General features: G+C 70.8%; 26 protein-coding genes. 16 read left to right on the plus strand and 10 right to left on the minus strand.

Features of this window, described 5'->3' with window-relative positions; genetic code table 11:
• Positions 1 to 361: 361 nt before the first annotated feature.
• The 11 genes from IB242_RS09350 to IB242_RS09400 all read left to right on the plus strand — a co-directional run bounded on the left by IB242_RS09350 (position 362) and on the right by IB242_RS09400 (position 10,125).
• Positions 362 to 670, plus strand: a complete 309-nt coding sequence (locus tag IB242_RS09350) for a YerC/YecD family TrpR-related protein (protein ID WP_192278445.1) — start codon at positions 362 to 364, stop codon at positions 668 to 670.
• Positions 671 to 695: 25 nt separating this feature from the next.
• Positions 696 to 1,607: an ATP phosphoribosyltransferase gene (gene hisG / locus IB242_RS09355; protein ID WP_192278447.1), complete on the plus strand. Its 912-nt coding sequence runs from the start codon at positions 696 to 698 to the stop codon at positions 1,605 to 1,607.
• On the plus strand, positions 1,604 to 2,932 hold the full coding sequence (hisD, locus tag IB242_RS09360; RefSeq protein ID WP_192278449.1) for a histidinol dehydrogenase: 1,329 nt from the start codon (positions 1,604 to 1,606) through the stop codon (positions 2,930 to 2,932). The genes hisG and hisD overlap by 4 nt, the downstream gene beginning before the upstream one ends.
• Positions 2,929 to 4,017, plus strand: a complete 1,089-nt coding sequence (gene hisC / locus IB242_RS09365) for a histidinol-phosphate transaminase (RefSeq protein WP_192278451.1) — start codon at positions 2,929 to 2,931, stop codon at positions 4,015 to 4,017. The genes hisD and hisC overlap by 4 nt, the downstream gene beginning before the upstream one ends.
• Positions 4,014 to 5,087: a bifunctional histidinol-phosphatase/imidazoleglycerol-phosphate dehydratase HisB gene (gene hisB, locus IB242_RS09370; RefSeq protein ID WP_192278453.1), complete on the plus strand. Its 1,074-nt coding sequence runs from the start codon at positions 4,014 to 4,016 to the stop codon at positions 5,085 to 5,087. Before hisC ends, hisB begins: the two co-directional genes overlap by 4 nt.
• Entirely contained in the window at positions 5,084 to 5,689 is a 606-nt protein-coding gene (gene hisH, locus IB242_RS09375) for an imidazole glycerol phosphate synthase subunit HisH (RefSeq protein WP_192278455.1), read from the plus strand. Before hisB ends, hisH begins: the two co-directional genes overlap by 4 nt.
• Positions 5,689 to 6,435 carry a 1-(5-phosphoribosyl)-5-[(5-phosphoribosylamino)methylideneamino]imidazole-4-carboxamide isomerase gene (hisA, locus tag IB242_RS09380; RefSeq protein WP_192278457.1) on the plus strand — a complete coding sequence of 249 codons (747 nt, stop codon included), beginning with the start codon at positions 5,689 to 5,691 and terminating at the stop codon, positions 6,433 to 6,435. The genes hisH and hisA overlap by 1 nt, the downstream gene beginning before the upstream one ends.
• Positions 6,429 to 7,202: an imidazole glycerol phosphate synthase subunit HisF gene (gene hisF / locus IB242_RS09385; protein ID WP_192278459.1), complete on the plus strand. Its 774-nt coding sequence runs from the start codon at positions 6,429 to 6,431 to the stop codon at positions 7,200 to 7,202. The genes hisA and hisF overlap by 7 nt, the downstream gene beginning before the upstream one ends.
• Positions 7,195 to 7,872, plus strand: a complete 678-nt coding sequence (hisIE, locus tag IB242_RS09390) for a bifunctional phosphoribosyl-AMP cyclohydrolase/phosphoribosyl-ATP diphosphatase HisIE (RefSeq protein ID WP_192278461.1) — start codon at positions 7,195 to 7,197, stop codon at positions 7,870 to 7,872. Before hisF ends, hisIE begins: the two co-directional genes overlap by 8 nt.
• Before the next feature lie 85 nt (positions 7,873 to 7,957).
• Positions 7,958 to 9,532, plus strand: a complete 1,575-nt coding sequence (locus IB242_RS09395) for a calcineurin-like phosphoesterase family protein (RefSeq protein ID WP_192278463.1) — start codon at positions 7,958 to 7,960, stop codon at positions 9,530 to 9,532.
• Between the two features lie 308 nt (positions 9,533 to 9,840).
• The gene (locus IB242_RS09400) at positions 9,841 to 10,125 is read left to right on the plus strand and encodes a hypothetical protein (RefSeq protein ID WP_192278465.1); all 285 of its coding nucleotides are present in this window, start codon (positions 9,841 to 9,843) and stop codon (positions 10,123 to 10,125) included.
• Positions 10,126 to 10,305: 180 nt separating this feature from the next.
• On the opposite strand, the gene mtnC is transcribed toward IB242_RS09400, so the two are convergent.
• The 5 genes from mtnC to IB242_RS09425 all read right to left on the minus strand — a co-directional run bounded on the left by mtnC (position 10,306) and on the right by IB242_RS09425 (position 15,377).
• The gene (gene mtnC / locus IB242_RS09405) at positions 10,306 to 11,004 is read right to left on the minus strand and encodes an acireductone synthase (protein WP_192278467.1); all 699 of its coding nucleotides are present in this window, start codon (positions 11,002 to 11,004) and stop codon (positions 10,306 to 10,308) included.
• A 64-nt stretch (positions 11,005 to 11,068) separates the two neighbouring features.
• The gene (locus tag IB242_RS09410) at positions 11,069 to 11,623 is read right to left on the minus strand and encodes an acireductone dioxygenase (protein WP_192278469.1); all 555 of its coding nucleotides are present in this window, start codon (positions 11,621 to 11,623) and stop codon (positions 11,069 to 11,071) included.
• Between the two features lie 127 nt (positions 11,624 to 11,750).
• Entirely contained in the window at positions 11,751 to 12,401 is a 651-nt protein-coding gene (locus IB242_RS09415; protein WP_192278471.1) for a methylthioribulose 1-phosphate dehydratase, read from the minus strand.
• 73 nt (positions 12,402 to 12,474) lie between these two features.
• Entirely contained in the window at positions 12,475 to 13,785 is a 1,311-nt protein-coding gene (locus IB242_RS09420; protein ID WP_192278473.1) for an amino acid permease, read from the minus strand.
• A gap of 92 nt (positions 13,786 to 13,877) precedes the next feature.
• Positions 13,878 to 15,377 (minus strand): amino acid permease, encoded by a 1,500-nt coding sequence (locus IB242_RS09425; protein ID WP_192278475.1) that lies wholly within the window; start codon positions 15,375 to 15,377, stop codon positions 13,878 to 13,880.
• Positions 15,378 to 15,601: 224 nt separating this feature from the next.
• On the opposite strand from IB242_RS09425, the gene IB242_RS09430 reads away from it, so the two are divergent.
• Both IB242_RS09430 and IB242_RS09435 read left to right on the plus strand, forming a co-directional pair.
• On the plus strand, positions 15,602 to 16,183 hold the full coding sequence (locus IB242_RS09430; protein ID WP_192278478.1) for an NUDIX hydrolase: 582 nt from the start codon (positions 15,602 to 15,604) through the stop codon (positions 16,181 to 16,183).
• Positions 16,180 to 17,079 (plus strand): LysR family transcriptional regulator, encoded by a 900-nt coding sequence (locus tag IB242_RS09435; RefSeq protein ID WP_192278480.1) that lies wholly within the window; start codon positions 16,180 to 16,182, stop codon positions 17,077 to 17,079. The genes IB242_RS09430 and IB242_RS09435 overlap by 4 nt, the downstream gene beginning before the upstream one ends.
• Here IB242_RS09435 and IB242_RS09440 read toward each other — a convergent pair.
• Both IB242_RS09440 and serA read right to left on the minus strand, forming a co-directional pair.
• Positions 17,057 to 17,674: a LysE family translocator gene (locus IB242_RS09440; RefSeq protein ID WP_192278482.1), complete on the minus strand. Its 618-nt coding sequence runs from the start codon at positions 17,672 to 17,674 to the stop codon at positions 17,057 to 17,059. The two genes, IB242_RS09435 and IB242_RS09440, sit on opposite strands and share 23 nt — an antisense overlap.
• A gap of 168 nt (positions 17,675 to 17,842) precedes the next feature.
• Positions 17,843 to 19,084: a phosphoglycerate dehydrogenase gene (serA, locus tag IB242_RS09445; RefSeq protein WP_192278484.1), complete on the minus strand. Its 1,242-nt coding sequence runs from the start codon at positions 19,082 to 19,084 to the stop codon at positions 17,843 to 17,845.
• A gap of 251 nt (positions 19,085 to 19,335) precedes the next feature.
• On the opposite strand from serA, the gene IB242_RS09450 reads away from it, so the two are divergent.
• The 3 genes from IB242_RS09450 (at position 19,336) to IB242_RS09460 (ending at position 22,956) form a co-directional block, all read left to right on the plus strand.
• Complete coding sequence (locus IB242_RS09450; RefSeq protein WP_192278486.1) at positions 19,336 to 20,724, plus strand: FAD-binding oxidoreductase; 1,389 nt, start codon at positions 19,336 to 19,338, stop codon at positions 20,722 to 20,724.
• A 100-nt stretch (positions 20,725 to 20,824) separates the two neighbouring features.
• Positions 20,825 to 21,136, plus strand: a complete 312-nt coding sequence (locus IB242_RS09455; protein WP_192278488.1) for a DUF2388 domain-containing protein — start codon at positions 20,825 to 20,827, stop codon at positions 21,134 to 21,136.
• A complete protein-coding gene (locus IB242_RS09460; protein ID WP_192278490.1) occupies positions 21,136 to 22,956 on the plus strand; it encodes a DUF4105 domain-containing protein in 1,821 nt (606 codons plus the stop codon). The genes IB242_RS09455 and IB242_RS09460 overlap by 1 nt, the downstream gene beginning before the upstream one ends.
• Before the next feature lie 296 nt (positions 22,957 to 23,252).
• Here the strand turns inward: IB242_RS09460 and yeiP are convergent, their stop codons facing one another.
• From yeiP to IB242_RS09475, 3 genes are all read right to left on the minus strand, one after another.
• Positions 23,253 to 23,819 (minus strand): elongation factor P-like protein YeiP, encoded by a 567-nt coding sequence (gene yeiP / locus IB242_RS09465; RefSeq protein WP_192278491.1) that lies wholly within the window; start codon positions 23,817 to 23,819, stop codon positions 23,253 to 23,255.
• 53 nt (positions 23,820 to 23,872) lie between these two features.
• On the minus strand, positions 23,873 to 24,643 hold the full coding sequence (locus IB242_RS09470) for an SDR family NAD(P)-dependent oxidoreductase (protein ID WP_192278493.1): 771 nt from the start codon (positions 24,641 to 24,643) through the stop codon (positions 23,873 to 23,875).
• A gap of 71 nt (positions 24,644 to 24,714) precedes the next feature.
• Positions 24,715 to 25,359: a YitT family protein gene (locus IB242_RS09475; protein WP_192278495.1), complete on the minus strand. Its 645-nt coding sequence runs from the start codon at positions 25,357 to 25,359 to the stop codon at positions 24,715 to 24,717.
• Between the last annotated feature and the right edge of the window lie 10 nt (positions 25,360 to 25,369).

Raw genomic sequence — 25,369 nt, forward strand, 5'->3', positions numbered from 1 at the left:
GCATGGTCTGACCGCGGCCTTCGTCAGTGCTCCCGGAACGCGACTGCGCGATGCCGCTCGACAGCGAGATGCCGTCATCGCGTGGTGACCGGCCTGCGCTCCGCCTCCGTCCGTGGGGCGAGCGGGCAGGGGCACGGCGCTGTCTGCGAATGGGGGAGAGCAGGCGTCCGTGGAGCGCCGGCTGTCCCTGTCACGCTGCGGCGGTCGGCCTGGAGAGGCCGCATTCCCGATGGTTTCTGCATGCGTCGCCACTGCCGCGTGGAGCCTCGCCCCTGAACGCCGTGGGGTGAGACAGGCGCAGGGCTTTGACCGCCGCGCAGGTTTGCACTAATGTACTAGCGCGCTATTACATTGGTTCGAGATGAAGGCACGCCCGCTCCCCGTCGAGAAAGATGCCCAGGCCGACCTGCAGGCCCTGGCTGCCGCGTTCGCCGGCCTGCGCGAGGTCGACGAGGTCGTCGCCTTCCTGCGCGACCTGTGCACGCCGGCCGAGCTGGAAGCCATGGCCGACCGCTGGAAGGTCGTGCCGCTGCTGCAGCAGGGCGTGCCCTACCGCGAGATCCACGAACGCACGGGGGTCAGCGTGACCACCACAGGGCGCGTGGCCCGCTCGCTGGAACACGGCCATCGCGGCTATGCCGCCGCGCTCGCCAGTCTTCCGACCCCCTGATCCGCCTTTCCCAGAGACTTCCCCCATGAGTGCATCCCCGGCAGCCCAGGCCCGTGACCGCCTGCGCATCGCCATCCAGAAAAGCGGCCGTCTGGCCGAGCCGGCACGCAGCCTGCTCAGTGCCTGCGGCCTGAGCTGGCGCGAGAGCCGCGACAAGCTGTTCTGCTACGGCGAGTCGCTGCCGGTGGACCTGCTGCTCGTGCGCGACGACGACATTCCCGGCCTGATCGCCGATGGCGTCTGCGATTTCGGCATCGTCGGCCGCAACGAGCTGGACGAGCAGGCCGCCGCCCGCCGCCGCATCGGCCTGCCGGATGCCTACAAGGCGCTGCGCGGGCTCGGCTTCGGCCAGTGCCGGCTGATGCTGGCCGTGCCGGAGGAGTGGGACTGGCAGGGGCCGGCGCAGCTGGCCGGCAAGCGCATCGCGACCAGCTACCCGGCGATCCTGGCCGACTGGCTGGCCGCGCAGGGCGTCGAGGCGTCGGTGGTCGAGCTGTCCGGCTCGGTCGAGATCGCGCCGCGTCTGGGCACCGCCGACCTGATCTGCGACTTGGTCTCCAGCGGCGCCACGCTGCGCGCCAACCAGCTGGTGCCGGTGGAGACGCTGCTGGAGAGCGAAGCGGTGCTGGCCGGTCCGGTACGCGAACCGGGCGACGTGCGCGCCGGGTTGATGGCGATGCTGCTGCGCCGCCTCGACGGCGTGATCAAGGTCCGCGACAGCAAGCTGCTGATGTTCCGTGCCGAACAGGACAAGCTACCCGCGCTGCAGCGCCTGCTGATCGACGCCGATCCGCTGGTGCAGCTGCCCGGCGACGGCGGTGCGCTGCAGTTGCAGACGATGTGCCACGGCGCACTGACCTGGCAGCGTCTGGAGGAACTCGAACGCGCCGGCGCACAGGGGCTGATGGTCCTGGCGGTGGAGCGCTCGCTGGCATGAACGCGCAGTCCTCCACCAACACTGCCGGCTGCAGCCGGCTGGTCTGGAACCAGCTCGACGCCGCCGCCCAGGCTGCGGCACTGACCCGCCCGGTGCAGACCGTCGCCGCGCAGACCCGCGACGCGGTCGCCGGCCTGATCGATGCGGTGCGCAGCCGCGGCGACGAGGCGCTGCGCGAGATCACGCTGCGCTTCGACGGGATCGCGCCGGAGACCTTCGAGGTCGGCGAGGCCGAATTCACCGCGGCCGCACGGCAGGTCCCGGCGGCGTTGCGCGAGGCGATGGAACGGGCTGCGGCCCGGATCGAGGCCTATCACCGCGCCGGCCTGCCGCAGGGCTATGCGGTGGAGACCGCGCCGGGCGTGTCCTGCGCGCGGATGGTGCGACCGATTGCGCGGGTGGGCCTGTACGTGCCGGCCGGCAGCGCGCCGCTGCCGTCGACCGCGCTGATGCTCGGCGTGCCGGCGCGGCTGGCCGGTTGCCGCGAGGTCGTGCTGTGCACGCCGCCGCGGAAGGACGGCAGCGCCGATCCGGCGGTGCTGGTGGCCGCGCGCCTGACCGGCGTGAGCCGGGTGTTCAAGCTCGGTGGCGCGCAGGCGGTGGCGGCGATGGCCTACGGCACCGCGTCGGTGCCGTCCTGCGACAAGATCTACGGGCCGGGCAACAGCTTCGTCACCGAGGCCAAGCAGCAGGTCGCGCAGGCCGGTGCCGCGGCGATCGACATGCCGGCCGGCCCCTCCGAAGTGCTGGTGATCGCCGATGCCGGCGCGGACACGGCCTTCGTTGCCGCCGATCTGCTGTCGCAGGCCGAGCACGGGCCGGATTCGCAGGTGCTGCTGCTCAGCGACGATGATGCGTTGATCGACGCGGTCGAGGTGGAGCTGGCGCAGCAACTGGCGCAGCTGTCGCGCGCCGACATCGCGCGCCAGGCGCTGTCGGCCTCGCGCCTGGTCAAGGTCGAGGCGCTGGAGCAGGCCTTCGCGATCAGCAACCGCTACGCGCCCGAGCACCTGATCCTGGCGCTGCGCGATCCGCAGGCCTGGCTGCCGCAGGTCGAGGCCGCCGGCTCGGTGTTCCTGGGCGACTACACGCCCGAGGCGCTGGGCGACTACTGCAGCGGCACCAACCACGTGCTGCCCACCGCCGGCGCCGCGCGCGCCTACAGCGGGGTCAGCGTGGCCAGTTTCATGAACTTCATCAGCGTGCAGTCGGCATCGCGCGAGGGCATCGCCGGCATCGGCCACGATGCGCTGGTGATGGCGCGGGCCGAGGGCCTGGATGCGCATGCCAACGCGGTCGCGCTGCGCATGGGGGTGTCGCGATGAGCGGCGGTGCCGTGCTGTCGCTGGTGCGCGAGGATCTGCGTGGTTTCGCAGGCTATTCCTCTGCACGCAGCGCAAAGATCGATGGCGAGATCTGGCTCAATGCCAATGAATCGGCCTGGGCCAGCCCGGGCGATGCGGCCGGGAGCAGCCGACGTTATCCCGAGCCACAACCGGGCGCGCTGCGTGCGCGCCTGGCCGGCCTGTACGGCTGCACGCCGGAGCAGCTGCTGATCGGCCGCGGCAGCGACGAGGCGATCGACCTGCTGGTACGTGCGCTGTGCGTGCCGGGGCGCGATGCGGTGCTGGTCACCCCGCCGGTGTTCGGGATGTACGCGGTCTGCGCGCGGCTGCAAAACGTGGCGCTGGTCGAGGTGCCGCTGGTCGATGGTGAGGCCGGGCTGGGCGCCGACATCGATGCGCTGATCGCCGCGGCGCTGGCTGCACCGGTGAAACTGGTGTTCCTGTGCTCGCCATCGAATCCGGCCGGCAGCCTGATCGCGCTGGACGAGGTCGAGCGTGTCGCGCAGGCGCTGCGCGGGCGTGCGCTGGTCGTGGTCGACGAGGCGTATGGCGAGTACAGCGGCCAGCCGTCGGCGACGACGCTGCTGGACCGGTACGACAACATCGCCGTGCTGCGCACGCTGTCGAAGGCGCATGCGCTGGCCGCGGCACGGATCGGCAGCGTGATCGCCGACGCGGAGCTGATCGCGGTGCTGCGCCGCTGCCAGGCACCGTATCCGGTGCCCACGCCGTGCGCGGAACTGGCGCTGCGCGGTTTGTCCGATGCCGCGCTGGCGACCACCGCGCAGCGCGTGGACACGATCATCGCCGAACGCGCGCGGCTGCAGACGGCGCTGGCCACCGCGCCCGGCGTGCGCCGGGTCTACGCCTCGGCCGGCAACTATCTGCTGGCCCGCTTCGACGATGCGCAAGCCGCGTTCGATGCGCTGCTGGCCGCCGGCGTGGTGGTGCGCGACCAGCGTGCGGTGCCGCAGCTCGGCGACGCGCTGCGCATCACCATCGGCACTCCCGAACAGAACGACCGCGTGATCGCGGTGCTCGCCGCATTGAAGGTGGCCGCATGACCCCGATTCTTTTCGTCGACCGCGACGGCACCCTGATCGAGGAGCCGGCCGATTTCCAGATCGACGCCTACGAGAAGCTGCGCTTCGTGCGCGGTGTGATCCCGGCGATGCTGAAGCTGCGCGATGCCGGCTACCAGTTCGTCATCGTCACCAACCAGGACGGGCTGGGCAGCGAAGCCTATCCGCAGGCCAGTTTCGACGGCCCCAACGACCTGATGCTGCAGATCTTCGAAAGCCAGGGCATCGTCTTCCGCGAGGTGCTGGTGGACCGCAGCTGGCCGGCCGACAACGCGCCCACGCGCAAGCCGGGCATCGGCCTGATGCTGCCCTACCTGCAGGACCGCACGATCGACTGGGCGCGCTCGGGCATGGTCGGCGACCGCATCACCGACATCCAGTTCGCCGACAACATGAAGATCCGCGGCTTCCAGCTGCGCACCGAGCAGTTCGGCGGGCAGTGGGACTGGGCCGGCATCGCGCATGAGCTGGCCGATGCGCCGCGCCGCGCGGTGGTCCAGCGCAACACGAAGGAAACGAAGATCCGCGTCGCCGTGGATCTGGATGGCGCGCCGGAGGCGCACATCACGACCGGTCTGCCGTTCTTCGACCACATGCTGGAACAGATCGGCAAGCACGGTGGCTTCAGCCTGGAGATCCGGGCCGAAGGCGACCTGCACATCGACGAGCACCACACCATCGAGGACACCGGCCTTGCGCTCGGCCAGGCGCTGAAGGAGGCGCTGGGCGACAAGCGCGGCATCGGCCGCTACGGGTTCACCCTGCCGATGGACGAGACCCTGGCCAGCGCCGCGCTGGATTTCAGCGGGCGCCCGTACTTCGTGTTCGAGGGCAGCTTCGTGCGCGAGCGCGTCGGCGACATGCCGACCGAGCTGGTGCCGCACTTCTTCCGTTCGCTGTGCGATGCCTCCGGTCTGAACCTGCACCTGAGCGTGCACGGCGACAACGACCACCACAAGGTCGAGGGCAGCTTCAAGGCGCTCGCGCGTGCGCTGCGCCAGGCGATCAGGCGCGAAGGCACCGCGCTGCCGTCGACCAAGGGGGCGCTGTGAGCGTTGCCGATGTCGCGGTGATCGATGCCGGCGGGGCCAACCTCGGATCGGTCTGCTATGCGCTGGAGCGGCTGGGGGTCACCTCTAGGTTGGTCCGCGATGCGGCCGGGCTGGAGGGCGCGCAGCGGGTGATCCTGCCCGGCGTCGGCGCCGCGCCGCCGGCGATGCAGCGCCTGCACGCGCAGGGCCTGGTCGCGCCGCTGCGCGCGCTGCAGGTACCGCTGCTCGGCGTCTGCCTGGGCATGCAGCTGCTGTACGAACGCTCGGAAGAGGGCGATGTGGAATGCCTCGGCCTGCTGCCGGGCACGGTGCGCAGGCTGCCCGAAGCGCTCGGCATCCGGGTGCCGCACATGGGCTGGAACCGGCTGCGCAGCCTGCGTCCGTCGGCGCTGCTCGCGGGCGTGGCGGAGGGCGCGAGCGCCTACTTCGTGCACAGCTACGCCGCACCGATCTCGTCCGATACCGTGGCCGCCAGCGACCATGGCGGCCTGTTCACCGCGGTGGTCCAGCGCGGCCTGTACTGCGGCGCGCAGTTCCACCCCGAGCGCTCGGCCACGGCCGGTGCGCGCATCCTGCGCAATTTCCTGGAGATGGACGTCTGATGGGCTTCACCGTTTACCCCGCGCTCGACATCCGTGGCGGCCGTGTCGTGCGGCTGGCGCAGGGCGACTACGCGCGCGAGACCCACTACGGCGACGATCCGCTGCCGCGTGCGCAGGCCTTCGCCGATGCCGGTGCCGGCTGGATGCATCTGGTCGACCTGGATGCGGCAAAGGCCGGCGGCTACACGCTGCTGCCGCTGCTGGCCGACATCGCGCGCGCGACCGGTCTGCAGGTGCAGACCGGCGGCGGCATCCGCGGACGCGACGATGTGGCGCGGCTGATCGAGGCCGGCGCCGCGCGCGTGGTGATCGGCTCGCTGGCGGTGCGCGAGCCGGAGTCCGTGCTGGCCTGGCTGCAGGAGTTCGGCGGCGAGCGCATCACCGTGGCGCTGGACACGCGCCAGGACGCCGACGGCATCTGGCAGCTGCCGGTGCATGGCTGGACCGAGAACGCCGGCGTCGGCCTGGATGCGCTGCTGCCGCACTATGTCGACGCCGGCCTGCGCCATCTGCTGTGCACCGACATCGCCCGCGACGGCATGCTGTCCGGCCCGAACCTGGACCTGTACGCGCATCTGCGCGCGCTGGCGCCGGACGTGGCGATCCAGGCGTCCGGCGGCGTGCGCGATGCGGCCGACGTGCGTGCCGCACGCGAGGCCGGCTGCACCGGTGCGGTGCTCGGCCGTGCGCTGCTGGAAGGAAGGCTGTCGCTGGACGACGCCCTGGCCGAGGCGCGCCCATGCTGAGCCGGCGCATCATTCCCTGCCTGGACGTGCGCGACGGCCGCGTGGTCAAGGGTGTGCGCTTCCGCGACCACGTCGACATGGGCGACATCGCCGAACTGGCGCTGCGCTACCGCGACGAAGGCGCCGACGAGCTGGTGTTCTACGACATCGGCGCCAGCCCGGAAGGGCGCTCGGTCGATGTCGCCTGGATCGAGCGCGTCGCACGCCTGATCGACATCCCGTTCTGCGTGGCCGGCGGCATCCGCGATGTCGAGACCGCGCGGCGGGTGCTGCACGCCGGCGCCGACAAGATCTCGATCAATTCGCCCGCGCTGGAACGCCCGGCGCTGATCGCAGAGCTGGCCGACGTGTTCGGCGTGCAGTGCGTGGTGGTCGGCGTCGATTCGATCCGCGAGGCCGACGGGCAGTGGCGGGTGCGTACCAATACCGGCGACCCGGACAAGACCCGCGCGCTGGCGGTGCGCACGCTGGACTGGATCGTCGAGGCGCAGCGTCTGGGCGCTGGCGAGATCGTGCTGAACTGCATGGACAGCGACGGCGTACGCCGCGGCTATGATCTGGTCCAGCTGGGCGAAGCGCGTGCGCTGTGCCGGGTGCCGCTGGTCGCCTCCGGCGGCGCCGGGGAGCCGCAGCACTTCGCCGATGCATTCGCGCAGGCCGATGTGGATGGCGCGCTGGCCGCCAGCGTGTTCCACAGCGGCGCGATCGCCATTCCCGACCTGAAGCGCTTCCTGCGCGCACGCGAAATCGAGGTCCGCGATGTCTGATTCCTCCCCCGTTGCGTCCCCGCCCGATCCGCTGCAGGTCCAGGCCGATGTGCTGGACTGGGACAAGGGCGATGGCCTGCTGCCGGTCGTGGTCCAGGACGCGGACACGCTGCAGGTGCTGATGCTGGGCTACATGAACCGCGAGGCGCTGCAGGTCACGCTGGGCACGCGCCGTGTCACCTTCTTCAGCCGCAGCAGGCAGCGGCTCTGGACCAAGGGCGAGACCTCGGGCCATGTGCTGGCGCTGGTCTCGATCGAGGCCGACTGCGACGCCGACACGCTGCTGGTGACCGCGCGCCCGCATGGGCATACCTGCCATCTGCAGCGGCCGAGCTGCTTCCCGTCGGCGCCGTCGACCGGAAGCGCCGACGCCAGCAACGCCAACACCGTGCAGTTCCTGGCCGAACTGGATGCCCTGATCGCCACGCGCGCGCGCGAACGGCCGCAGGGAAGCTACACCACGCGGCTGTTCGAAGGCGGCGTGCGCCGGATCGCGCAGAAGGTGGGTGAGGAGGGCGTGGAAACCGCGCTGGCAGGCGTCGCCCAGAGCGACGAGCACCTGCTCGGCGAGGCCGCGGACCTGCTGTACCACCTGACCGTGCTGCTGCGTTCGCGCGACCTGGCACTGGCCGACGCGGTCGAGATCCTCGCCAGCCGCCACCGGCGCTGAGCGGCGCAGGTCCGCGCCGGCGGCATCAAGCTGCAACGGATGGCGCCTAGAATGGCGCACCTTCCCGGTTCCGGACCCACCGCCCATGCGGATTGCCGCTTTTCTCTCGTTCGGCCTGCTGGCCGCGTCCGTGCCGGCCGTGGCTTCGCCGCTGCTGGTCGAAGGCCGGGTCCACCTCGAGCGCGACGGGGTGCCCGGCTTCGGACGCCAGGACAGGCCGCTGGAGGGCATCGCGGTGTCCAACGGCAGCACGCTGGTGCGCACCGATGCGCAGGGCCGCTACAGGATCGCGGTCGAAGCGGGCGGCACGGTGTTCGTGATCAAGCCCGACGGGCATCGCTTCATCGCCGCCGAGGACGGACTTCCGCGGTTCTGGCGCACCCGCGTCGACGGCGATGCCGGGCAGGGCTGGGATTTCGCGCTGGAGGCGTCGCCGCGCGCCCGGCGCGAGGCCGGCAGCGAGGTGCTGCTGTTCGCCGACACCCAGGTCAAGAGCGCGCGCGACATCGACTACTACCTGCGCGACGTGGTCGAGCCGCTGGCCGCGAGCCGGCCGCGCTCGGCGTTCGGCGTGACCCTGGGCGACCTGGTGGACGACACGCTGCACCTCTATCCGGAGCTCAACGCGGTGACCACGCGGATCGGCGTGCCATGGTTCCATGTGCCCGGCAACCACGACATGGATCTGGATGCGGCCGGCGACGCCGATGCGCTGCGCAGCTGGCGCGCGGTCTACGGCCCGGACACCTATGCGGTGGAGGAGGGCGGCGCGTCCTTCGTGTTCCTCGACGACGTGATCCACCAGCCCGGTGTCGGCAACGGCTACATCGGTGGCCTGCGCGAGGACCAGTTCGCCTTCCTCGAAACCTATCTCGCCCAGCTGCCACGCGAGCGCCTGCTGGTGATCGGCGTGCACATCCCGCTGTTCGACACCGGCGGCCGGCAGACCTTCCGCGCCGCCGACCGCGCGCGCCTGTTCGCGCTGCTGCGCGAGCGTCCGCGGCTGCTGGTGCTCAGCGGGCACAGCCACACCCAGCGCCAGTTCTGGCATGGCCAGGCCGAGGGCTGGCAGGGCACGGCGCCGCTGCACGAGTACAACGTCGGCGCGGTCTGCGGCGCGTTCTGGTCGGGCGTGGCCGATGCGGCCGGCATTCCCGCCGCGACGATGAGCGACGGCACCCCGAACGGCCACGCCAGCCTGCGCGTGCTGCCGGGCGGCGACTACGCGCTGGCCTGGCATCCTGCGCGCGTCGACGGCAGCGACCCGGCCTCGACCGCGGCGATGGCCCTGCACGCGCCGAAGGTGCTGCGCCAGGGCGCGTATCCGGCCTGGGGCGTCTACGCCAACGTGTTCATGGGCGATGCGGACACGCGGGTCGAGTACCGCGTCGACGGCGGTGCGTGGGCGCCGATGCGCCGCGTCGAACGCCCCGACCCACGACTGCTGGTCGAGAACGTGGCCGATGACCTGGCGACAGCGCTGCGCGGCTACGACCGCTCGCCCGAGGCGACGCCATCGACGCATCTGTGGCGCGGCGCGCTGCCGACGACGCTGGCGCCCGGCGAGCACCGGATCGAGGTGCGTGCCTTCGACCGTTGGCAGGGCGAGCAGCTGGCCAGCACCGTGTACCGGTTGCAGGCGGAGCCCGCGTTGCCCTGAGCGGGCTGCGATGCGCATGCGGCCGTTGCTTGCCGCGACAGGCATCGCCGTCGTCCCGGGGCGCGCGTGGCACATCGCGGTGCGCGTCAGCGCGGCATGCGCGGTGCGCACGGACATCGCACGCGATGACAGGCCGATGGCGGTCGCCTGCAGCCCACGCACCTGCAGTCTGACTGCGCGAATCCTCCTGGCAGCAGTCATTACCTGGGAACGTGGGACGGCGAAGGTTCCGGAGCGGAGAGATCAGGGGCATCCGCGGCCCGGTGACCTCCTCTGTCGGTGCCTGCGAGCAGGGCCGACGAACCGTCATGGCCCAGAAACGTAGAACGCCCCTCGCGGGGCGCCTGTCGGATCCGCGGCTGGCTGGCTGTCGGCTGGCTGGCGCGGAATGCGTCGCTGGCTGGCCGGTGGCGAGCGAGCTGCGTGGCGCGCAGTCTAGACAGTCCGTCACCAGCGTGTTCGAACGAGAAACATTCGCAGTCGCAGCAGTCCGGTTGCCCGGCCAGGCCGCATCGCAGGCGGATTCGCCGGATGACGGCCGTGCCTGCCCGCTGCGGCCGATCGTCCTGCTGGCGCGCTGCGCGCCGATCTGATCGTCATGGCCGGAACTGTACGCCGCGACCGCGCAACCGGCTGGTAGCGGACGCGATCGCCTCGTGTCGGGACTGGCCCGGGTGCGTCGCCGTGGACGCCGCGCCCGCACTGCAAGCCGGTGTCCAACGGCATGGATCCTGGGATGCACACGCCGTCAGGCGCGTCGCCCGCTCACGGCGTCACAGCGGCAGTTCGATCTCGACGAAGCTGCCGACGCGGGTGTGCCCGTGCGTGGCCTCGCCGTGGCGTGGCACCGGATAGTCGGCCAGGCGGTCGACCAGCACCGTCTGCAGGCCGGCCTCGCGTGCGGCGTCCAGTTCCTCGACCACGTCCGACAGGAACAGGATGTCGTGCGGCCTTTCGCCGATCGCCTCGGCAATGCGGCTGTAGCTGGCCGCCTCGCGCTTGCCGCCGACCTCGGTGTCGAACCAGCCGGAGAACAGCCCGGTCAGGTCGCCGGCGTCGCTGTGGCCGAAGAACAGCTTCTGCGCCGGCACCGAACCGGACGAGTACACGTACAGCGGCAGGCCCAGTGCGTGCCAGCGTTCCAGCGTCGGCGCGGCGTCCGGGTAGATGTGCGCGGTGAAGTCGGCGCTGGCGTAGCCGGCCTGCCAGACCATGCCCTGCAGCGCCTTCAGCGCCGTGTGCTTGCGGTCCTGGTCGATCCAGCCCTGCAGCGTCTCCACCACCAGCGCGTCCTGGCAGGCGCCGCCGATCTCCACCGCCACCGCGTCCAGCCAGCGCCGGACCTCGGGCTCGTGGCCGTGTGCCTGGACGAAGCCGGGCAGGGCGCGGCGTGCGTAGGGGAACAGCACGTCCTTGACGAACGAGATGCTGCTGGTGGTGCCTTCGATGTCGGTGAGGATCGCGCGGGTCATGCGGGTCTGCCTGAAAAGGAAAACCCCTCCCGGATGGGAGGGGTGGGATCGGTGCGTGCCTGGATCAGGCGGCGGTCGGCACGTAGCGCGGGAACTTCTGCGCGATGTCGGTGCCGGTGAAGTGGCCGACCCAGCCGTCCGGCTCGGTGAAGAAGCGGATCGCGATGAAGCTCGGCTCCTCGCCCATGTCGAACCAGTGCGTGGCGCCATCGGGCACCGCGATCAGGTCGTCCTTCACGCATTCGATCTCGTAGACCTTCTCGCCCACGTGCAGGGTGAACAGGCCGGAGCCGGCGACGAAGAAGCGCACCTCGTCTTCCTTGTGGAAGTGCTCGTCGAGGAACTTCTTCCGCATCTCGGCGCGGTTCGGATTGTCCGGCGCGATGCTGACCACGTCGACGGTCTTGAAGCCGCGTTCGGTCACCAGGCGGTCGATGTCGGCGCGGTAAGCCTCCATCACCTGCTCGGGCGTGGCGCCCGGCGCGACCGGCTGGCTCGCCTGCCAGCGCTCGAAGGTCACGCCGATCTTCTTCAGTTCGGTTGCGATCTCGGTGCCGTCGGTGCTGGTGAACAGCGGCTGCTCGGGGCGGGTGTCGTCGAAGATGCGGAGTCGGCTCATGGGATCCACCTGCTTGGCGCGCGGCTGGGCGCGTGGAAAACGCAAAGGGTATCAGGCGTGCGCGACCGGACGGGGAACGCAGGCGAAACAGCGGCGTCCCGCTACCGGAACACCTCCGTGCCCGCGATCAGCCCGTGGCGCGCAGACGGCGCAGTTCCAGCTCGCAGTGGAACAGGAACTCGAAGGCCTCCAGGTGCCGGCGCGCCTCGGCCATGTCGCGGCCCCAGGCATACAGACCGTGGCCGTCGATCAGGTAGCCCCACAGGCACTGCGTGTCGAGCAGGGCATCGACCTGCGCGGCCAGCACGTCCATGTCCTGGGTGTTGGCGAACACCGGCACGTCCACCGCCGTCTCATGGGTGCTGTTGCCGTGGAAGGCCTTCAGCAGCTCGTAACCTTCCAGGCGGATGTGGCCCTGCGGCGCGTACAGGCGCGAGGCGATGGTCTGCACCGGCGAGTGCGTGTGCAGCACGCAGCCGATCTCCGGGAAACGCCGGTACAGCTGGGTGTGCAGCAGCGTTTCGGCGGACGGACGCAGCGGGCGGCCGACCGCCTTGCCGTCGAAATCCACGACCATGATGTCGTCCTCGACCAGCCGGCCCTTGTCGCGGCCGGAGACGGTGATCGCGGCATGCGCGTCGTCCAGCCGGTGCGAGAAGTTGCTGCTGGTGGCCGGGGTCCAGCCGGCCTGGGCCAGCTCGCGGATGTTGCCGATCAGCAGCTGCGCCAGCTCGCGCAGGCGGCCGCTGTCGTAGGGAACCTGGGTCGCGTCGTTCATGCCGCGCAGTGTAGGGCCTGCGTCCGGCAGCGGGTAGGCCGGGGCGTCATGGCGACGCCCCGGCGCGTTCCGCTCAGGCGCCAGGCGGGGTGGCCCGCGAACGGCGCGAGAAGCCGCGGTATGCGGCCCATGCCAGCGCGGCCACGATCAGCGCGCCGACCAGGATGTCGGTGTCGGTCGACCAGGCGAGCAGGCCGCAGGCGATCAGCGCGCCCATGCCGAGCGCACGGTCGCTGCCGCGCGGCCGCCGCTCCGGGGTGCCGAACAACAGGCTCAGGCCGGCGGCGACGTAGGCCATCACCACCAGGGTCACGGCCATCTCGATGATCGTGCCGAACTGCTCGCCCACCGTCGGCGCCTGGGTGATGATCGAGATGACGCTCATCGACAGCACGATGATGAACAGCCCCCAGCCGGCGGCACCGTTCGGGCGCAGGCGGCCGAAGATCGCCGGCAGGAAGCCGCGCTGCGCGGCACGGGCACCGGATTCGCCGGTCACCAGCATCCAGCCACCGAGCGTGCCGCTGGCCTTGAGCGCGGCGGCGGCCGCGATCACCGGGATCGCCCAGGCGCCGAACATCTGGCCGGCCACCAGCGCGAACGGCGCACTCGAAGCGGCCATCTCCGCGGCCGGCACGATGCCCATCATCAGCACCGAGGACACCAGGTAGACCACGCCGGCGATCAGGATGCCGCCCAGGGTGGCGATCGGCACGTTGCGGTTCGGGTCGCGGACCACGCCGGCGATCATCGCGCCGGTCTCCAGCCCGACGAAGGCCCAGAACACCGAGGCCAGCGAACCGAACACCACCGCCGTGTCGGAGTTGCCGGTCACGTTCCAGCCCGCGCGGTAGATTTCCGGGTCGAAGCTGCCCCAGCCGGCGATCAGCACCGCCACCACCGGCATCAGGCCGAACACCACGCACATCGACTGGAAGCGGGCGATCGAGCGCGGGCCCAGCAGGTTCAGCGCGAACATCAGCCACAGCAGCGCGATCTGGCCGATCAGCCGGGTCGAGCCGCCATCGTCGATCGGCAGCAGGATCACCAGATAGCCGAACGCGGCCACGGCGATCGCGTTGTTGCCGATCCACGACGACAGCCAGTACATCGTGGTCGCCAGGAAGCCCATGTCGCGGCCCAGCGAGGGGCGGATGTAGTCGTCCGGCGAGGTCAGGTCCGGATACTGGCGGGCCAGGCGCGCGAACGCGCCGCCCAGGGTGACGGCCAGGATCGTGCCCAGCAGCCAGGAGAACGCGGTGACGCCGCCGACCTTGGCCAGCGAGGCGGGCAGCAGGAAGAAGCCCGAGCCGATCATGTTGTTGGCGACCACGAAGGTGGCCAGCACGGGTCCGATCTTCTTGGCCTGGGTGACGGTCGACATGCGCGCGGGGGCTCGAAGGAAGTGGAGGGCGGCCGGGGCCGGAACGCGCACGGCCCGCGCGAGGGCGGGCCGTGCGGGGTGCGCGTCGGGACTCAGCCCTTGCGCAGTTTGCTGTTGCGGTAGCCGTACACGGCGTAGATCAGGAAGCCGATCACCGTCCAGCCGGCCAGCACGATCCAGTTGAGCATCGGCATGATCGCGATCAGGCCCAGGCAGGTCAGCATGCCGAGCGTGCCGACCACGTACACCGCCGGGGTGCGGAACGGGCGGTGCAGATCGGGCTGGGTGCGGCGCAGGACCATCACGCCCACGCACACCGTGGCGAAGGCGACCAGGGTGCCCATCGAGACCACGTCGCCGAGCAGCTGGATCGGCAGCAGCGCGGCCATCAGCGCGGCGACCGCGGCGACCAGCACCGTGCCCTTGTGCGGCGTGCGGAAGCGCTGGTGGACCGCGCCGAAGAAGCGCGGCAGCAGGCCGTCCTGCGCCATCGAGAAGAAGATGCGCGCCTGGCCCATCAGCATCACCAGGATCACCGTGGTCAGGCCGGCGATCGCGCCGACCTCGACCAGGGTCTTCAGCCACAGCAGGCTCGGATAGGCTTCCAGCGCGGTCGCCACCGGCTTGGGCGTGCCCAGCTGGGTGTAGGGCACCATGCCGGTCAGCACCGCCGACACGGCGATGTAGATCACCGTGCACAGCAGCAGCGAGCCGAGGATGCCGATCGGCATGTCGCGCTGCGGGTTCTTGACCTCCTGCGCCGCGGTGGAAACCGCGTCGAAGCCGATGTAGGCGAAGAACACGATCGAGGCGCCGCGCAGCACGCCCTCCCAGCCGAAGCGGTCGCCGCCCTGGTTTTCGGGAACGAACGGCAGCCAGTTCTGCGCATCCACGTACTGCGCGCCGAACACCAGCAGCAGCAGGATCACCACGACCTTGATCGACACGATCAGCGCATTGACCGTGGCCGACTGGGTGATGCCGACGTAGCACAGCGCACCGACCGCGCCGATCACCAGCACCGCCGGCAGGTTGAACAGCGCGCCGGTCAGCACGAAGGTGCCGAACTCGCAGGCGCCGGCCTGCGCGGCTTCATGGGTGCAGAAATTGATCGGCGCCTGGGTCAGCGCCGCGGGCAGGTGCAGGCCGAAGCTCTGCAGGAAGCTGGCCGTGTAACCGGACCAGCCCACCGCAACCGTCGACACCGCGAACAGGTATTCCAGCACCAGGCTCCAGCCGACGAACCAGGCCAGGGCCTCGCCGATGGTGGCGTAGGTGTAGCTGTAGGCGCTGCCCGACGCCGGGATCATCGCCGCGAACTCGGCGTAGCACAGGCCGGCCATCGCGCAGGCGAAGCCGGCGATGACGAAGCTGAGCATGATCGCCGGGCCGGCGTGGTTGGCCGCCGCGGTGCCGGTGATCACGAAGATGCCCGCGCCGATCACCGCGCCCAGGCCCAGCATGATCAGATGCTTGGCCGTCAGCGTGCGCTTGAGACCGACCTCGCCGGACAGGCTGCCTTCGACCGGTTCGCCCGCATCGACATGCGGCTGGGCCGCGATGGGCTTGGTGATCAGCAGGTTCTTCAGCATCGGGGTCCCCGGTTCGGTGTGGGTGGCGCACTGCGGCCGCCCAGACGTTCCGTCGTCCCCCCGCGGCCACGCGGCAATCGCCGTACCATGCCAAACGCCGCGGTCGCGCACAAGAACGCCGGGCGCACTTGCCGGCGTGCTGGCGAACCCGGACGATGCGGCTCCGGTTTTCGCCGCAACGCAGCAGGATCACGATGTCGGACACGCATTCCGCGGGCCACGCCATGTCGTCGGACCGCACGCCGCTGCGGCAGGCGCTGCTGGGGTATGCCAGCGACCACGCCGATGAGGCGGCGCTGGCGGAGCAGTTCCTGGAACTGCTGGACGATCCGGTCGATCCGTTCCTGCGCAGCCGGCTGGCCGGTCATTTCACCGGCTCGGCCTGGGTGGTCAGCGCCGATGGACTGCGCACCCTGCTGACCCACCACCGCAAGCTCCAGCGCTGGCTGCAGCCCGGCGGACATGCCGATGGCGACACCGATCTGGCGCGGGTCGCGCTGCGCGAAGCCGAGGAGGAGACCGGCGTGCCCGGCCTGCGGCTGCAGGACGGCGCGATCTTCGACCTGGACCGGCACTGGATTCCGGAGCGGCGCGACGTGCCGGGTCACTGGCATTACGACGTGCGTTACGTGGTGCGCGCCGGCGACGACGAGCGCTACGTGGTCAGCGAGGAGTCCGACGACCTGGCCTGGCGCGCGGTCGCCGCCGTCGCCGCCGATCCGGCCAGCGATGCATCGATGCGGCGCATGGCCGGCAGATGGCTGGCGCAGGCGACGCCGTTGCAGGGCGATCCGCAGCGGCGATGATCGAGGACATCCGCTACCTGATCGTGTTCGCCAAGATCGCCGAGGTCGGCACGGTCTCCGGCGGCGCCGAAGCGCTGGGGATCGCGACCGCGACCGCCAGCGAGCACCTGTCGCGGCTGGAGAAGAACCTCGGCACCGCCTTGCTCTACCGCAATACCCGCAAGCTCTCGCTCAGCCAGGATGGGGTCCGCCTGCTGGAAACGGCGCGGGCGATGCTGGAACTGTACGAGAAGGGCGTGATCGAGTTCCGCCAGCGTTCGGTCTCGACCGCGGCCCGGCTGCACATCTCGATCCCCGCGGTGTTCATCAATGGTCCGTTCACCGCGCACCTCGCGACGTTCATCCGCGCGCACCCGCAGCTCGGCCTGCGCATCAGCTGCCAGGACAGCCGCGAGGACATCGTCGCCGAGGGCATCGACCTGGCCTTCCGGATCGGCGAGCTGCCCGACAGCACGCTCAAGGCGCGGCATCTGTTCCTGCTGCCGCGGCGGGTGGTCGCCGCGCCGTCGCTGCTGGCCGGACACGGCCCGGTCGCGCATCCATCCGGGCTGGAGCGGCTGCCGTGGATCGGCCTGGCGATGCGCCCGGACACACGCCGGTTCCGGCACGTGCACAGCGGCGAGACGGTCGAGATCCGCTACGTGCCGCAGGTCCGGGTGGACAACGTGGAGGCCGCCTGGCGGCTCGCCGCCGCCGGTGCCGGCCTGGCGGCGCCGCCGGAGTACCTGAGCGAAGGGGGCATCCGCCGCGGCGAGGTCGTCGCGGTGCTGCCGGACTGGACGCTGGAGCCGCTGCAGGTCCACGCCGTCTGGCCGGCCAACGTCTCCGCCAGCAGCGCCGCCTACGCGCTGGTCAACGCCCTCTACGACGCCTTCAACCCGTCGCCGGTCCGCTGAGCAGCTGCAGCCAGAGCATGTAGCCGGCGGTGGCGACCAGCGTCCCGCCCATGGCCAGGTTGAAGGCGCGGATGCGGCGCGGGCTGTCGAGCAGGAGCGAGACCCGGTCGCCGAGCACCGCCCAGGCCGCCAGCGACAGGTAGCAGACGACCGCGTAGATCGCCACGAACACCGCCAGGGTGACGTGCGTGCGCGGATCGGAGAACAGCGCCGTGCCCGAGGCGCAGGCGATCCAGGCCTTGGGATTGAGCCATTGCAGCGCGACGCCCTGCACGAAGCCGGGCACGCCGGCCTTCTCGATCGCCAGTTCCGGCCGCGCCGAGGCGATCTTCCAGCCGACCCAGGCGATGAACAACGCGCCGGCGATGCCCAGCCAGTGGAAGAACGCGGGCCGGCCTTCCAGTGCCCTGGCCAGCCAGACGCCGACGAAGACCAGCAGCAGGGTGAACCCCGCGGTGGCGCCGGAGACGAACGGCAGGGTCCGCCAGACGCCGTGATTGGCGCCGGAGGCCACGATCACCATGTTGACCGGCCCGGGCGAGATCGACATGCCCAGCGAGAACAGGCCCATGGCCGGAAGCAGTGCCCAATCCATCGCTGATCCATCCCTTCGGCGGTCGCCGCTGCGCGCCCGGGAGCCGGGCGTCTCATGCAGCGACACGCTACAGAAGGCCGGCACCGCGATCAGCGGGGCCGGGCCTGAATCAGATTTCGGTTTTCCGTTGCATGCCGCACGGTCCGGCCGCTCGGACCGGACCGTCGCTCAGTACAGGACGCGGGTACGCAGCGTGCCGGTGATCGCCGACAGTTCGTCCTTCAGCACCGCGCCCAGCGCTTCGTCGGCGGCCACGTCGATCACCACGTAGCCGACCTTCGGGTCGGTGCGCAGGAACTGGCCGTCGATGTTGACGTTGTGGCGCGAGAACAGTTCGTTGATCTGCGACAACACGCCGGGCACGTTGCGGTGGATGTGCAGCAGCCGCAGGCTGTCCTCATGCTCGGGCAGGGTGACTTCGGGGAAGTTCACCGCCGACAGGGTGCTGCCGTTGTCGCTGTAGCGGACCAGCTTGGCCGCCACTTCCACGCCGATGTTGTCCTGCGCCTCCAATGTGCTGCCGCCGACGTGCGGGGTCAGGATCACGTTGTCATGGCGGGTCAGCGGCGACTCGAAGATGTCGCCGTTGCCCTTCGGTTCGACCGGGAACACGTCCAGCGCGGCGCCGCCGATGTGGCCGGACGCCAGCGCCGCGTCGAGCGCATCGATGTCGACCACGGTGCCGCGCGCGGCGTTGATCAGGTGCGCGCCGCGGCGCATCTTCGCCAGTTCGGTCGCGCCGATCATCCACTGCGTGGCGGCGGTTTCCGGTACGTGCAGGGTGACGATGTCCGCGCGCCCCAGCAGGTCGTCCAGGCTGGCCGCGGCACGCGCGTTGCCCAGCGAGAGCTTGGTCTCGATGTCGTGGAAGATCACGTGCATGCCCAGCGCCTCGGCCAGCACGCCGATCTGGGTGCCGATGTGGCCGTAGCCGATGATGCCCAGGGTCTTGCCGCGCACCTCGTGGCTGCCCGCGGCCGACTTGGACCAGCCGCCGCGGTGGCACTCGGCGTTCTTCTGCGGGATGCCGCGGGTCAGCATGATCGCCTCGGCCAGCACCAGCTCGGCCACGCTGCGGGTGTTGGAATAGGGCGCGTTGAACACCGGGATGCCGGCCAGCTCGGCCGCGTCCAGGTCGACCTGGTTGGTGCCGATGCAGAAGCAGCCGACCGCGATCAGGCGCTTGGCCTCGGCCAGGACCTCGGCGGTGAGCTGGCTGCGCGAACGGATGCCGACGATGTGCGCCTCGGCGATGCGCGCCTTCAGCTCGTCCTCGGGCAGCGCCTTGGCGTGCAACTCGATCTGGCTGTAGCCGGCCGCCTTGAACACGTCGACGGCGGTCTGGCTGACCCCCTCCAGCAACAGCACGCGGATGTCCTGTTTCGGGTACGAGGTCTTCTTGGGCGACATGACGCGCTGTGTCCGGCAATGGCGGAAGGAGCCCGGAACTATGCCAGATGCCGACCGCCTTTGCCGCGGTGCCGCATGCGCTTTTTCAGCTCTGCGGCGGAACACCGTGTGCGGCGCCGGAGCGCAATCGGCGCGCGCCTGCGGTTGCCGCTGAAACCGTGCGCCGGCGCGGGTTTGCGTGGCTGGACGCGTGTCGGCTTCGCTGGCACGCTTGCCGGCTGCCGTTTCCCTCTTCGAGCCGTGCCCACGCCATGACCGATCCGCGCCTGACCGACCTGCAGCAGGCCCTGCCTGCGCTGCGCCTGAAGACCGATGCCGCGGACCTGGAGCATTACGGCCGCGACTGGACCCGACGCTGGACCCCGGCGCCGCTGGCGATCGCGCTGCCGGGCTCGATCGAGGAGGTGCAGGGTGTGGTCCAGTGGGCCAACCGGCATGGCGTGGCGGTGGTGCCCTCGGGCGGGCGCACCGGCCTGTCCGGCGGCGCGGTGGCCGCCAACGGCGAACTGGTGCTGAGCCTGGAGCGGATGAACAGGGTGCTGGCCTTCGACCGCGTCGACCGCACCCTGACCGTGCAGCCGGGCATCGCGCTGGAAGCGGTGCACAACGCCGCGCGTGAACACGGCCTGGTCTATCCGGTCGATTTCGGCGCGCGTGGTTCCTGCTCGATCGGCGGCAACATCGCGACCAACGCCGGCGGCATCCGCGTGATCCGCTACGGCAACACCCGCGAGTGGATCGCCGGCCTGACCGTGGTCACCGGCAGCGGCGAGGTGCTGGAGCTGAACCGTGCGCTGGTCAAGAACTCCAGCGGCTACGACTTCCGCCAGCTGATGATCGGCTCGGAAGGCACGCTGGGCATCGTGGTCGAGGCAATCCTGCGCCTGACCGATCCGCCGCCTCCCACCAACGTGATGCTGCTGGCGCTGCCCACGTTCGAGGCGCTGATGCAGGTGTTCGCCGAGTTCCGCGGACGCCTGCGGCTGGAAGCGTTCGAGTTCTTCACCGACCGCGCGCTGCGCCACGTGCTCGCGCATGGCGCGCAGAAGCCGCTGGACGAGGAATATCCGTTCTACGTGGTCACCGAATTCGCCAGCGACGATGAAGCGACCGAGGCCGCGGCGATGGCCGCGTTCGAGCACTGCATGGAGCAGGGCTGGGTGGTCGACGGCGTGATCAGCCAGAGCGATGCGCAGGCCGCGCAGCTGTGGCGGCTGCGCGAGGGCATCACCGAGGCGGTGGCGCGCTACAAGCCGTACAAGAACGATGTCTCGGTGCGGATCTCGGCGATGCCGGCGTTCCTGGCCCAGACCCAGGCCCTGCTCGGCGAGGCCTATCCGCAGTTCGACGTGGTCTGGTTCGGCCACATCGGCGACGGCAACCTGCACATCAACGTGCTCAAGCCCGACGACACGGCCGATGCCGATTTCGTCGCCCAATGCGAGCAGGTGACCAAGCTGCTGGCGAAGGCGCTGAAGGAACACGGCGGCAGCATCTCGGCCGAGCACGGCATCGGCCTGGTCAAGAAGCCGTATCTGGGCAGCACCCGCGGCGAGGCCGAGATCGCGCTGATGCGCGGAGTCAAGCGCGTGTTCGATCCCAACGGCATCCTCAACCCGGGCAAGCTGCTCGACGCCTGAACGAGAACGGGCGCGTGGGCGCGCCGGGCATGCAGGCCGCCGGCGGCTGCGGTTAGTCTTCACGCACCGGCCACAGGCCATCGATTGCGGATCGTCCCCGATGAAGCGCTCCACGCTGCTGCTGTCCTTCCTTGTCCTGTCCGCCGCTGCGCCGCTGGCGCTGGCATCGAGTTTCGCCGGTACCAGTGCCGGTGCCTCTTCGGCCGGTTCCTCGGCTTCTTCGGGCAGCAGTTCGGGCGACGACAAGCTGGTCGAGCAGGCGCGCGAGGATGCGGCCGGCTTCGTCGCCAGCGAAGGGCGCGTGCGCACCGCACGCCTGGAAGCCGCGCTGCGGGTGATGCGCGAGCGTGATCAGGCCACCGGACAGCAGGACGACCTGGCGCTGGCGCGGGCGATTCTCGCCCGGCAGTGATGCGCTGCGCGGCGGCGCTGCTGGCGTCGTGGCTGGGGCTGGCCGCGGCGCAGGCCGCGCCGGTGTTCGAGATCGAGCGGCACGGCCTGTCGCCAGTCGAGTACGAGGCGAGCGAGCGCCTGCTGGCCGATGCGGTCGCGCGCCTGCCGGATGCGTGGGCTGCCGCGCTGGACGAGCGGCCGATCGGCGTGCGCTGGCGCGACGATCTGCCGGACGGCGTCCATGGCCGCGCCACGCACTGGAAGATCGCGCTCGACCTGCGCCTGCTGCATGACCTTGCCGCGCGGGACGACATGGCACCTGCCGTCGGCCCGGTCGACGACGCGGCACTGAGCGCGGTCCTGCACGAACTCGCGCACCTCTACGACCGCACACCGCAGGGCCGTCTGTCGCGCGACCCGCGCCTGCTCGATCTGGCCGGCTGGCAGGTGGCCGCGCTCGGTCCGGGCCGGCGCGGGCGCAACGACCTGCGCGACCGCAGTCCGGATCCCTACGAGCTGGCCTCGCCGCGCGAGTTCGTCGCGGTCAATCTCGAGCACTACCTGCTCGATCCCGGATACCACTGTCGCCGTCCCGCGCTGGCCGCGTACTTCGACGCGCATTTCGGCCAGGTGCCGCCACGGCGCGCGGCCTGTGCGGACGGCCTGGCCTTCGTCCAGGACGACCTGGCTGGTGCCGATCCGCTGCTGCAGCTGGATCCGGCACGCGTCCACGCGGTCGACTACCTGCTGGCCGAACCGAACGCGCAGCCGATGAGCCGCTGGGGGCACAGCATGCTGCGCCTGGTGGTGTGCGCGCCCGGGCGCACGCCGGGGCCCGACTGCCGGCTGGACCTGCAGCACCATCTGGTGCTGTCGTTCCGCGCCTTCGTCGACGACGTGCAGATCTCCAGCTGGCGCGGCCTGACCGGACGGTACCCGTCGCGCCTGTTCGTGCTGCCGATGGGGCAGGTGATCGACGAGTACACCAAGGTCGAGCTGCGCGACCTGAGCGCGACGCCGCTGTCGCTGTCGCCCGGGGAAATCCGCGCGCTGGTCGAACGCGCCGCACAGCTGCACTGGGGCTACGACGGGCGCTACCTGTTCGTCAGCAACAACTGCGCGGTGGAGACCTTCCGCCTGCTGCACGACGGCGTGCCGCGGCTGGCGCAGCTGCCGCTGGCGGCGATCACCCCGACCGGCCTGCAGCGCCGGCTCGCAAAGCACGGCGTGCTCGACCTGGAACAGGTGCCGGCCGGCCGCGAGGCCGCCGAACGTGCCGGTTACCATTTCACCGCGGCCGACGCGCAGTACGACGCGCTGTATGCGGTCGCGCGCGACGCGCTGAGGCTGGAGGCGGCCGATGCCCGGGCCTGGATGACACTGGCACCTGCCGCGCGCGCGCGGCACCTGCAGCGCAGCGGCCTGCGCGACGGCGCGGCGCTGCTGGTGCTGGAATCGGCGGCGCTGCGGCGCGAGCAGGCGCTGGCGCGGGACGAGGTGAAGCGGCACTGGCTGGGCAGGCCGGCGCCACACCAGGCGGATGATGACGGGACGGTGGAGGCGTTGCGGGCGTACCTGCGCATCGGCGGCGCGTTCAGCCGGCCCGCCGCCTGGCTGGACGGCATCGACGGTTACGGCCTTCCACAGCAGGGCGAGCGCGCCGCGCTGCGTACCCGTGCGGCGCAGGACGCCGGCCAGCGCCGCACGCACGCCGCCGCGCTGGAACTGGGATTGAAGCGGCTGCTGTCAGCACAACGGCGCGAACGCGTGGAGATGACCGAGGCCAATGTCGCCCTGATCGGTGAACACGTACGCGCAATGGCCGCGGAGACTCCGTAGGGACGGGCTTGCCCGCAATCATGAACCTGCCCTTCCTGGACAAGGGCCGCAGCAGGCATGGCGGTCGCGCCCGAGCGCGCCCTGCTGGAAAGTTGTCGTGCGGATGCGTGGCTTGCTGTGCAGGAGCGCGATCGAGCGCCACTGCCATCTCTGTGCCGCAGCCATGCTTCATCAGGCGAGGTGGCCGCGCGCAGACCTGCGAGCACGGCATCGCGCGATGTGCCGCTGCCTGCCACAGCTCTCCGTGGCACAACGGTGGCCGCTGCGTGTTCCGCAGCGGCCACCGCCTCCGTCGGTCAGTCGGCGCGGCCGCCGAACTCGCCGGTGGTGGTGTTGACCAAGATGCGTTCGCCGGTGGTGATGTACTCCGGCACCATGATCTCGATGCCGGTGTTGAGCGTGGCCGGCTTCGGGCGTTTGGTCGCAGTGCCGCCCTTCAGTTCCGGCGGGGTCTCGACCACTTCCAGGGTCACGTGCTGCGGCAGCTGGATCGCCACCGGCTGGTCGTCGATGACCTGCACGTAGATGCCGGTCAGGCCATCGGTGATGTAACCGACCGCATCGCCGAGCGCGCCCGGGTCCAGTGTGTACGGGGTGTAGTCCTCGTCGTCCATGAACACGAACGCGTCGCCGTCCTTGTACGAGAACGTGGCCTGCCGGCGCAGCAGCTCGACTTCGGTCAGGTTGTCGTCGGCATCGAAGCTGGCATCGAGCTTGGCGCCGCCGGGCACGCTGTACATGATGAAACGGAAGCGCACGTTGCCGCCGCGGCCCTGCGGCGAGCTGCGTTCGATGTCGCGGATCTGGTAGACGCCGTTGTTGTACTCGACGACGTTGCCCTTCTTGATTTCGCTGGCTCTCATGGGTCTGTTCTGTCTTGGTGGTGCGATGCCCGCGGTGCGGGCGGAAGTGGGGCTTACTTGGGTTGCAGCCGGGTCGCGCCATCCAGGCGGATGGTCTCGCCGTTGAGGTAGCGGGTGCGCAGGATGAAGGCGACGGTGTCGGCGAACTCCTCCGGCCGGCCCAGCCGCGACGGGAACGGGATGGTCGCCGCCAGCGATGCCTGCACGGACTCGGGCATGCCGTCGACCATCGGGGTCCAGAACACGCCCGGCGCCACCGTCATCACGCGGATGCCGAAGCGCGACAGCTCGCGCGCCATCGGCAGGGTCATGCCGACCACGCCGCCCTTGGAGGCCGAATACGCGGCCTGGCCGATCTGGCCTTCGTAGGCGGCGACCGAGGCGGTGTTGACGATCACGCCGCGCTCGCCGTCCTCGCCCGGTGCATTGTGCTGGATCAGCGCCGCGGCGGCCTTGGCCACGTTGAAGCTGCCGACCAGGTTGACCATGACCGTGCGGGCGAAGCCGTCCAGCGGCATCGGGCCGTCCTTGCCCAGCACGCGGCCGGCGCCGAGGATGCCCGCGCAGTTGATCGCCGCGTTCAGCCCGCCGAGGAAGGCCTGCGCCTGCTCCAGCGTCGCGGCCACGCCGGCCTCGTCGGTGACGTCGGTGCGGAAATAGCGCGCATTGGCCTCGCCCAGCGCGGCCACGGCCTCGGCGCCCTTGGCGTCGTTGACGTCGAGCAGGGCGACCCGGCCGCCGTCGGCGACCAGGCGCTGCGCCACGGCCAGGCCGAGGCCGGAAACGCCGCCGGTGACGACGGCGCGGATGGTGTCGTGGTGCATGGCGTCCTCCCAGAAGCGAAGCCGCCATTGTAGGCGGAGCCGCCGCCCGCCGCGGAAGCCGCCGGCCTCGCCTACTGGGCGGTGTACCAGTCGCGCCGGTGGTTCATCGCGATGCTGGTGTTGAGCACGACCGCACCGAGCAGCGACAGCGCCATCGCCTGACGGTCCAGGACCAGGGCCGCGCAGGCGAACAGGAGCAGGTCGAAGCCCAGCTGCACCCAGCCGGCGCGCGGGCCGCCGCGGTCCTGCAGGTGCAGGGCCACGATCCCGATGCCGCCGCAGCTGGCGCCGTGGCGGAACAGCGCGATCAGGCCGATGCCCTGCGCCAGTCCGCCGATCAGCGCCGCGGCGGCCGGGTCCAGGTGCGCATAGGCGATCCAGCGCGGCGCGAGCTGGGCGAGCAGCGACACCCCGGCGACCGCGGCCAGGGTGCCGGCGGTGAAGCGCCAGCCGCGGTGGCGCAGCGCGAACAGGTAGACCGGCAGGTTGAGCAGCAGGAACACCGGGCCGAAGTCCCAGCCGCCGACGCGCGACAGCAGCAGCGCCAGACCGGCGAACTGGCCGGTGATCAGTCCGGCGGCCTGCAGCATGGACAGGCCGAAGGCGGTCATGACGATGCCGAACGCCAGCCCCTGCACGTTGTCCAGCCGCGTATGGCGGATGGCCGGCAGGACATGCGGGACGCCGGCGACGGGATGCGGTGGGGACGCGTCCATTGGGCGATGG

This window comes from Xanthomonas sp. XNM01, from assembly GCF_014851915.1.
In the GTDB taxonomy this organism is placed as follows: domain Bacteria; phylum Pseudomonadota; class Gammaproteobacteria; order Xanthomonadales; family Xanthomonadaceae; genus Pseudoxanthomonas.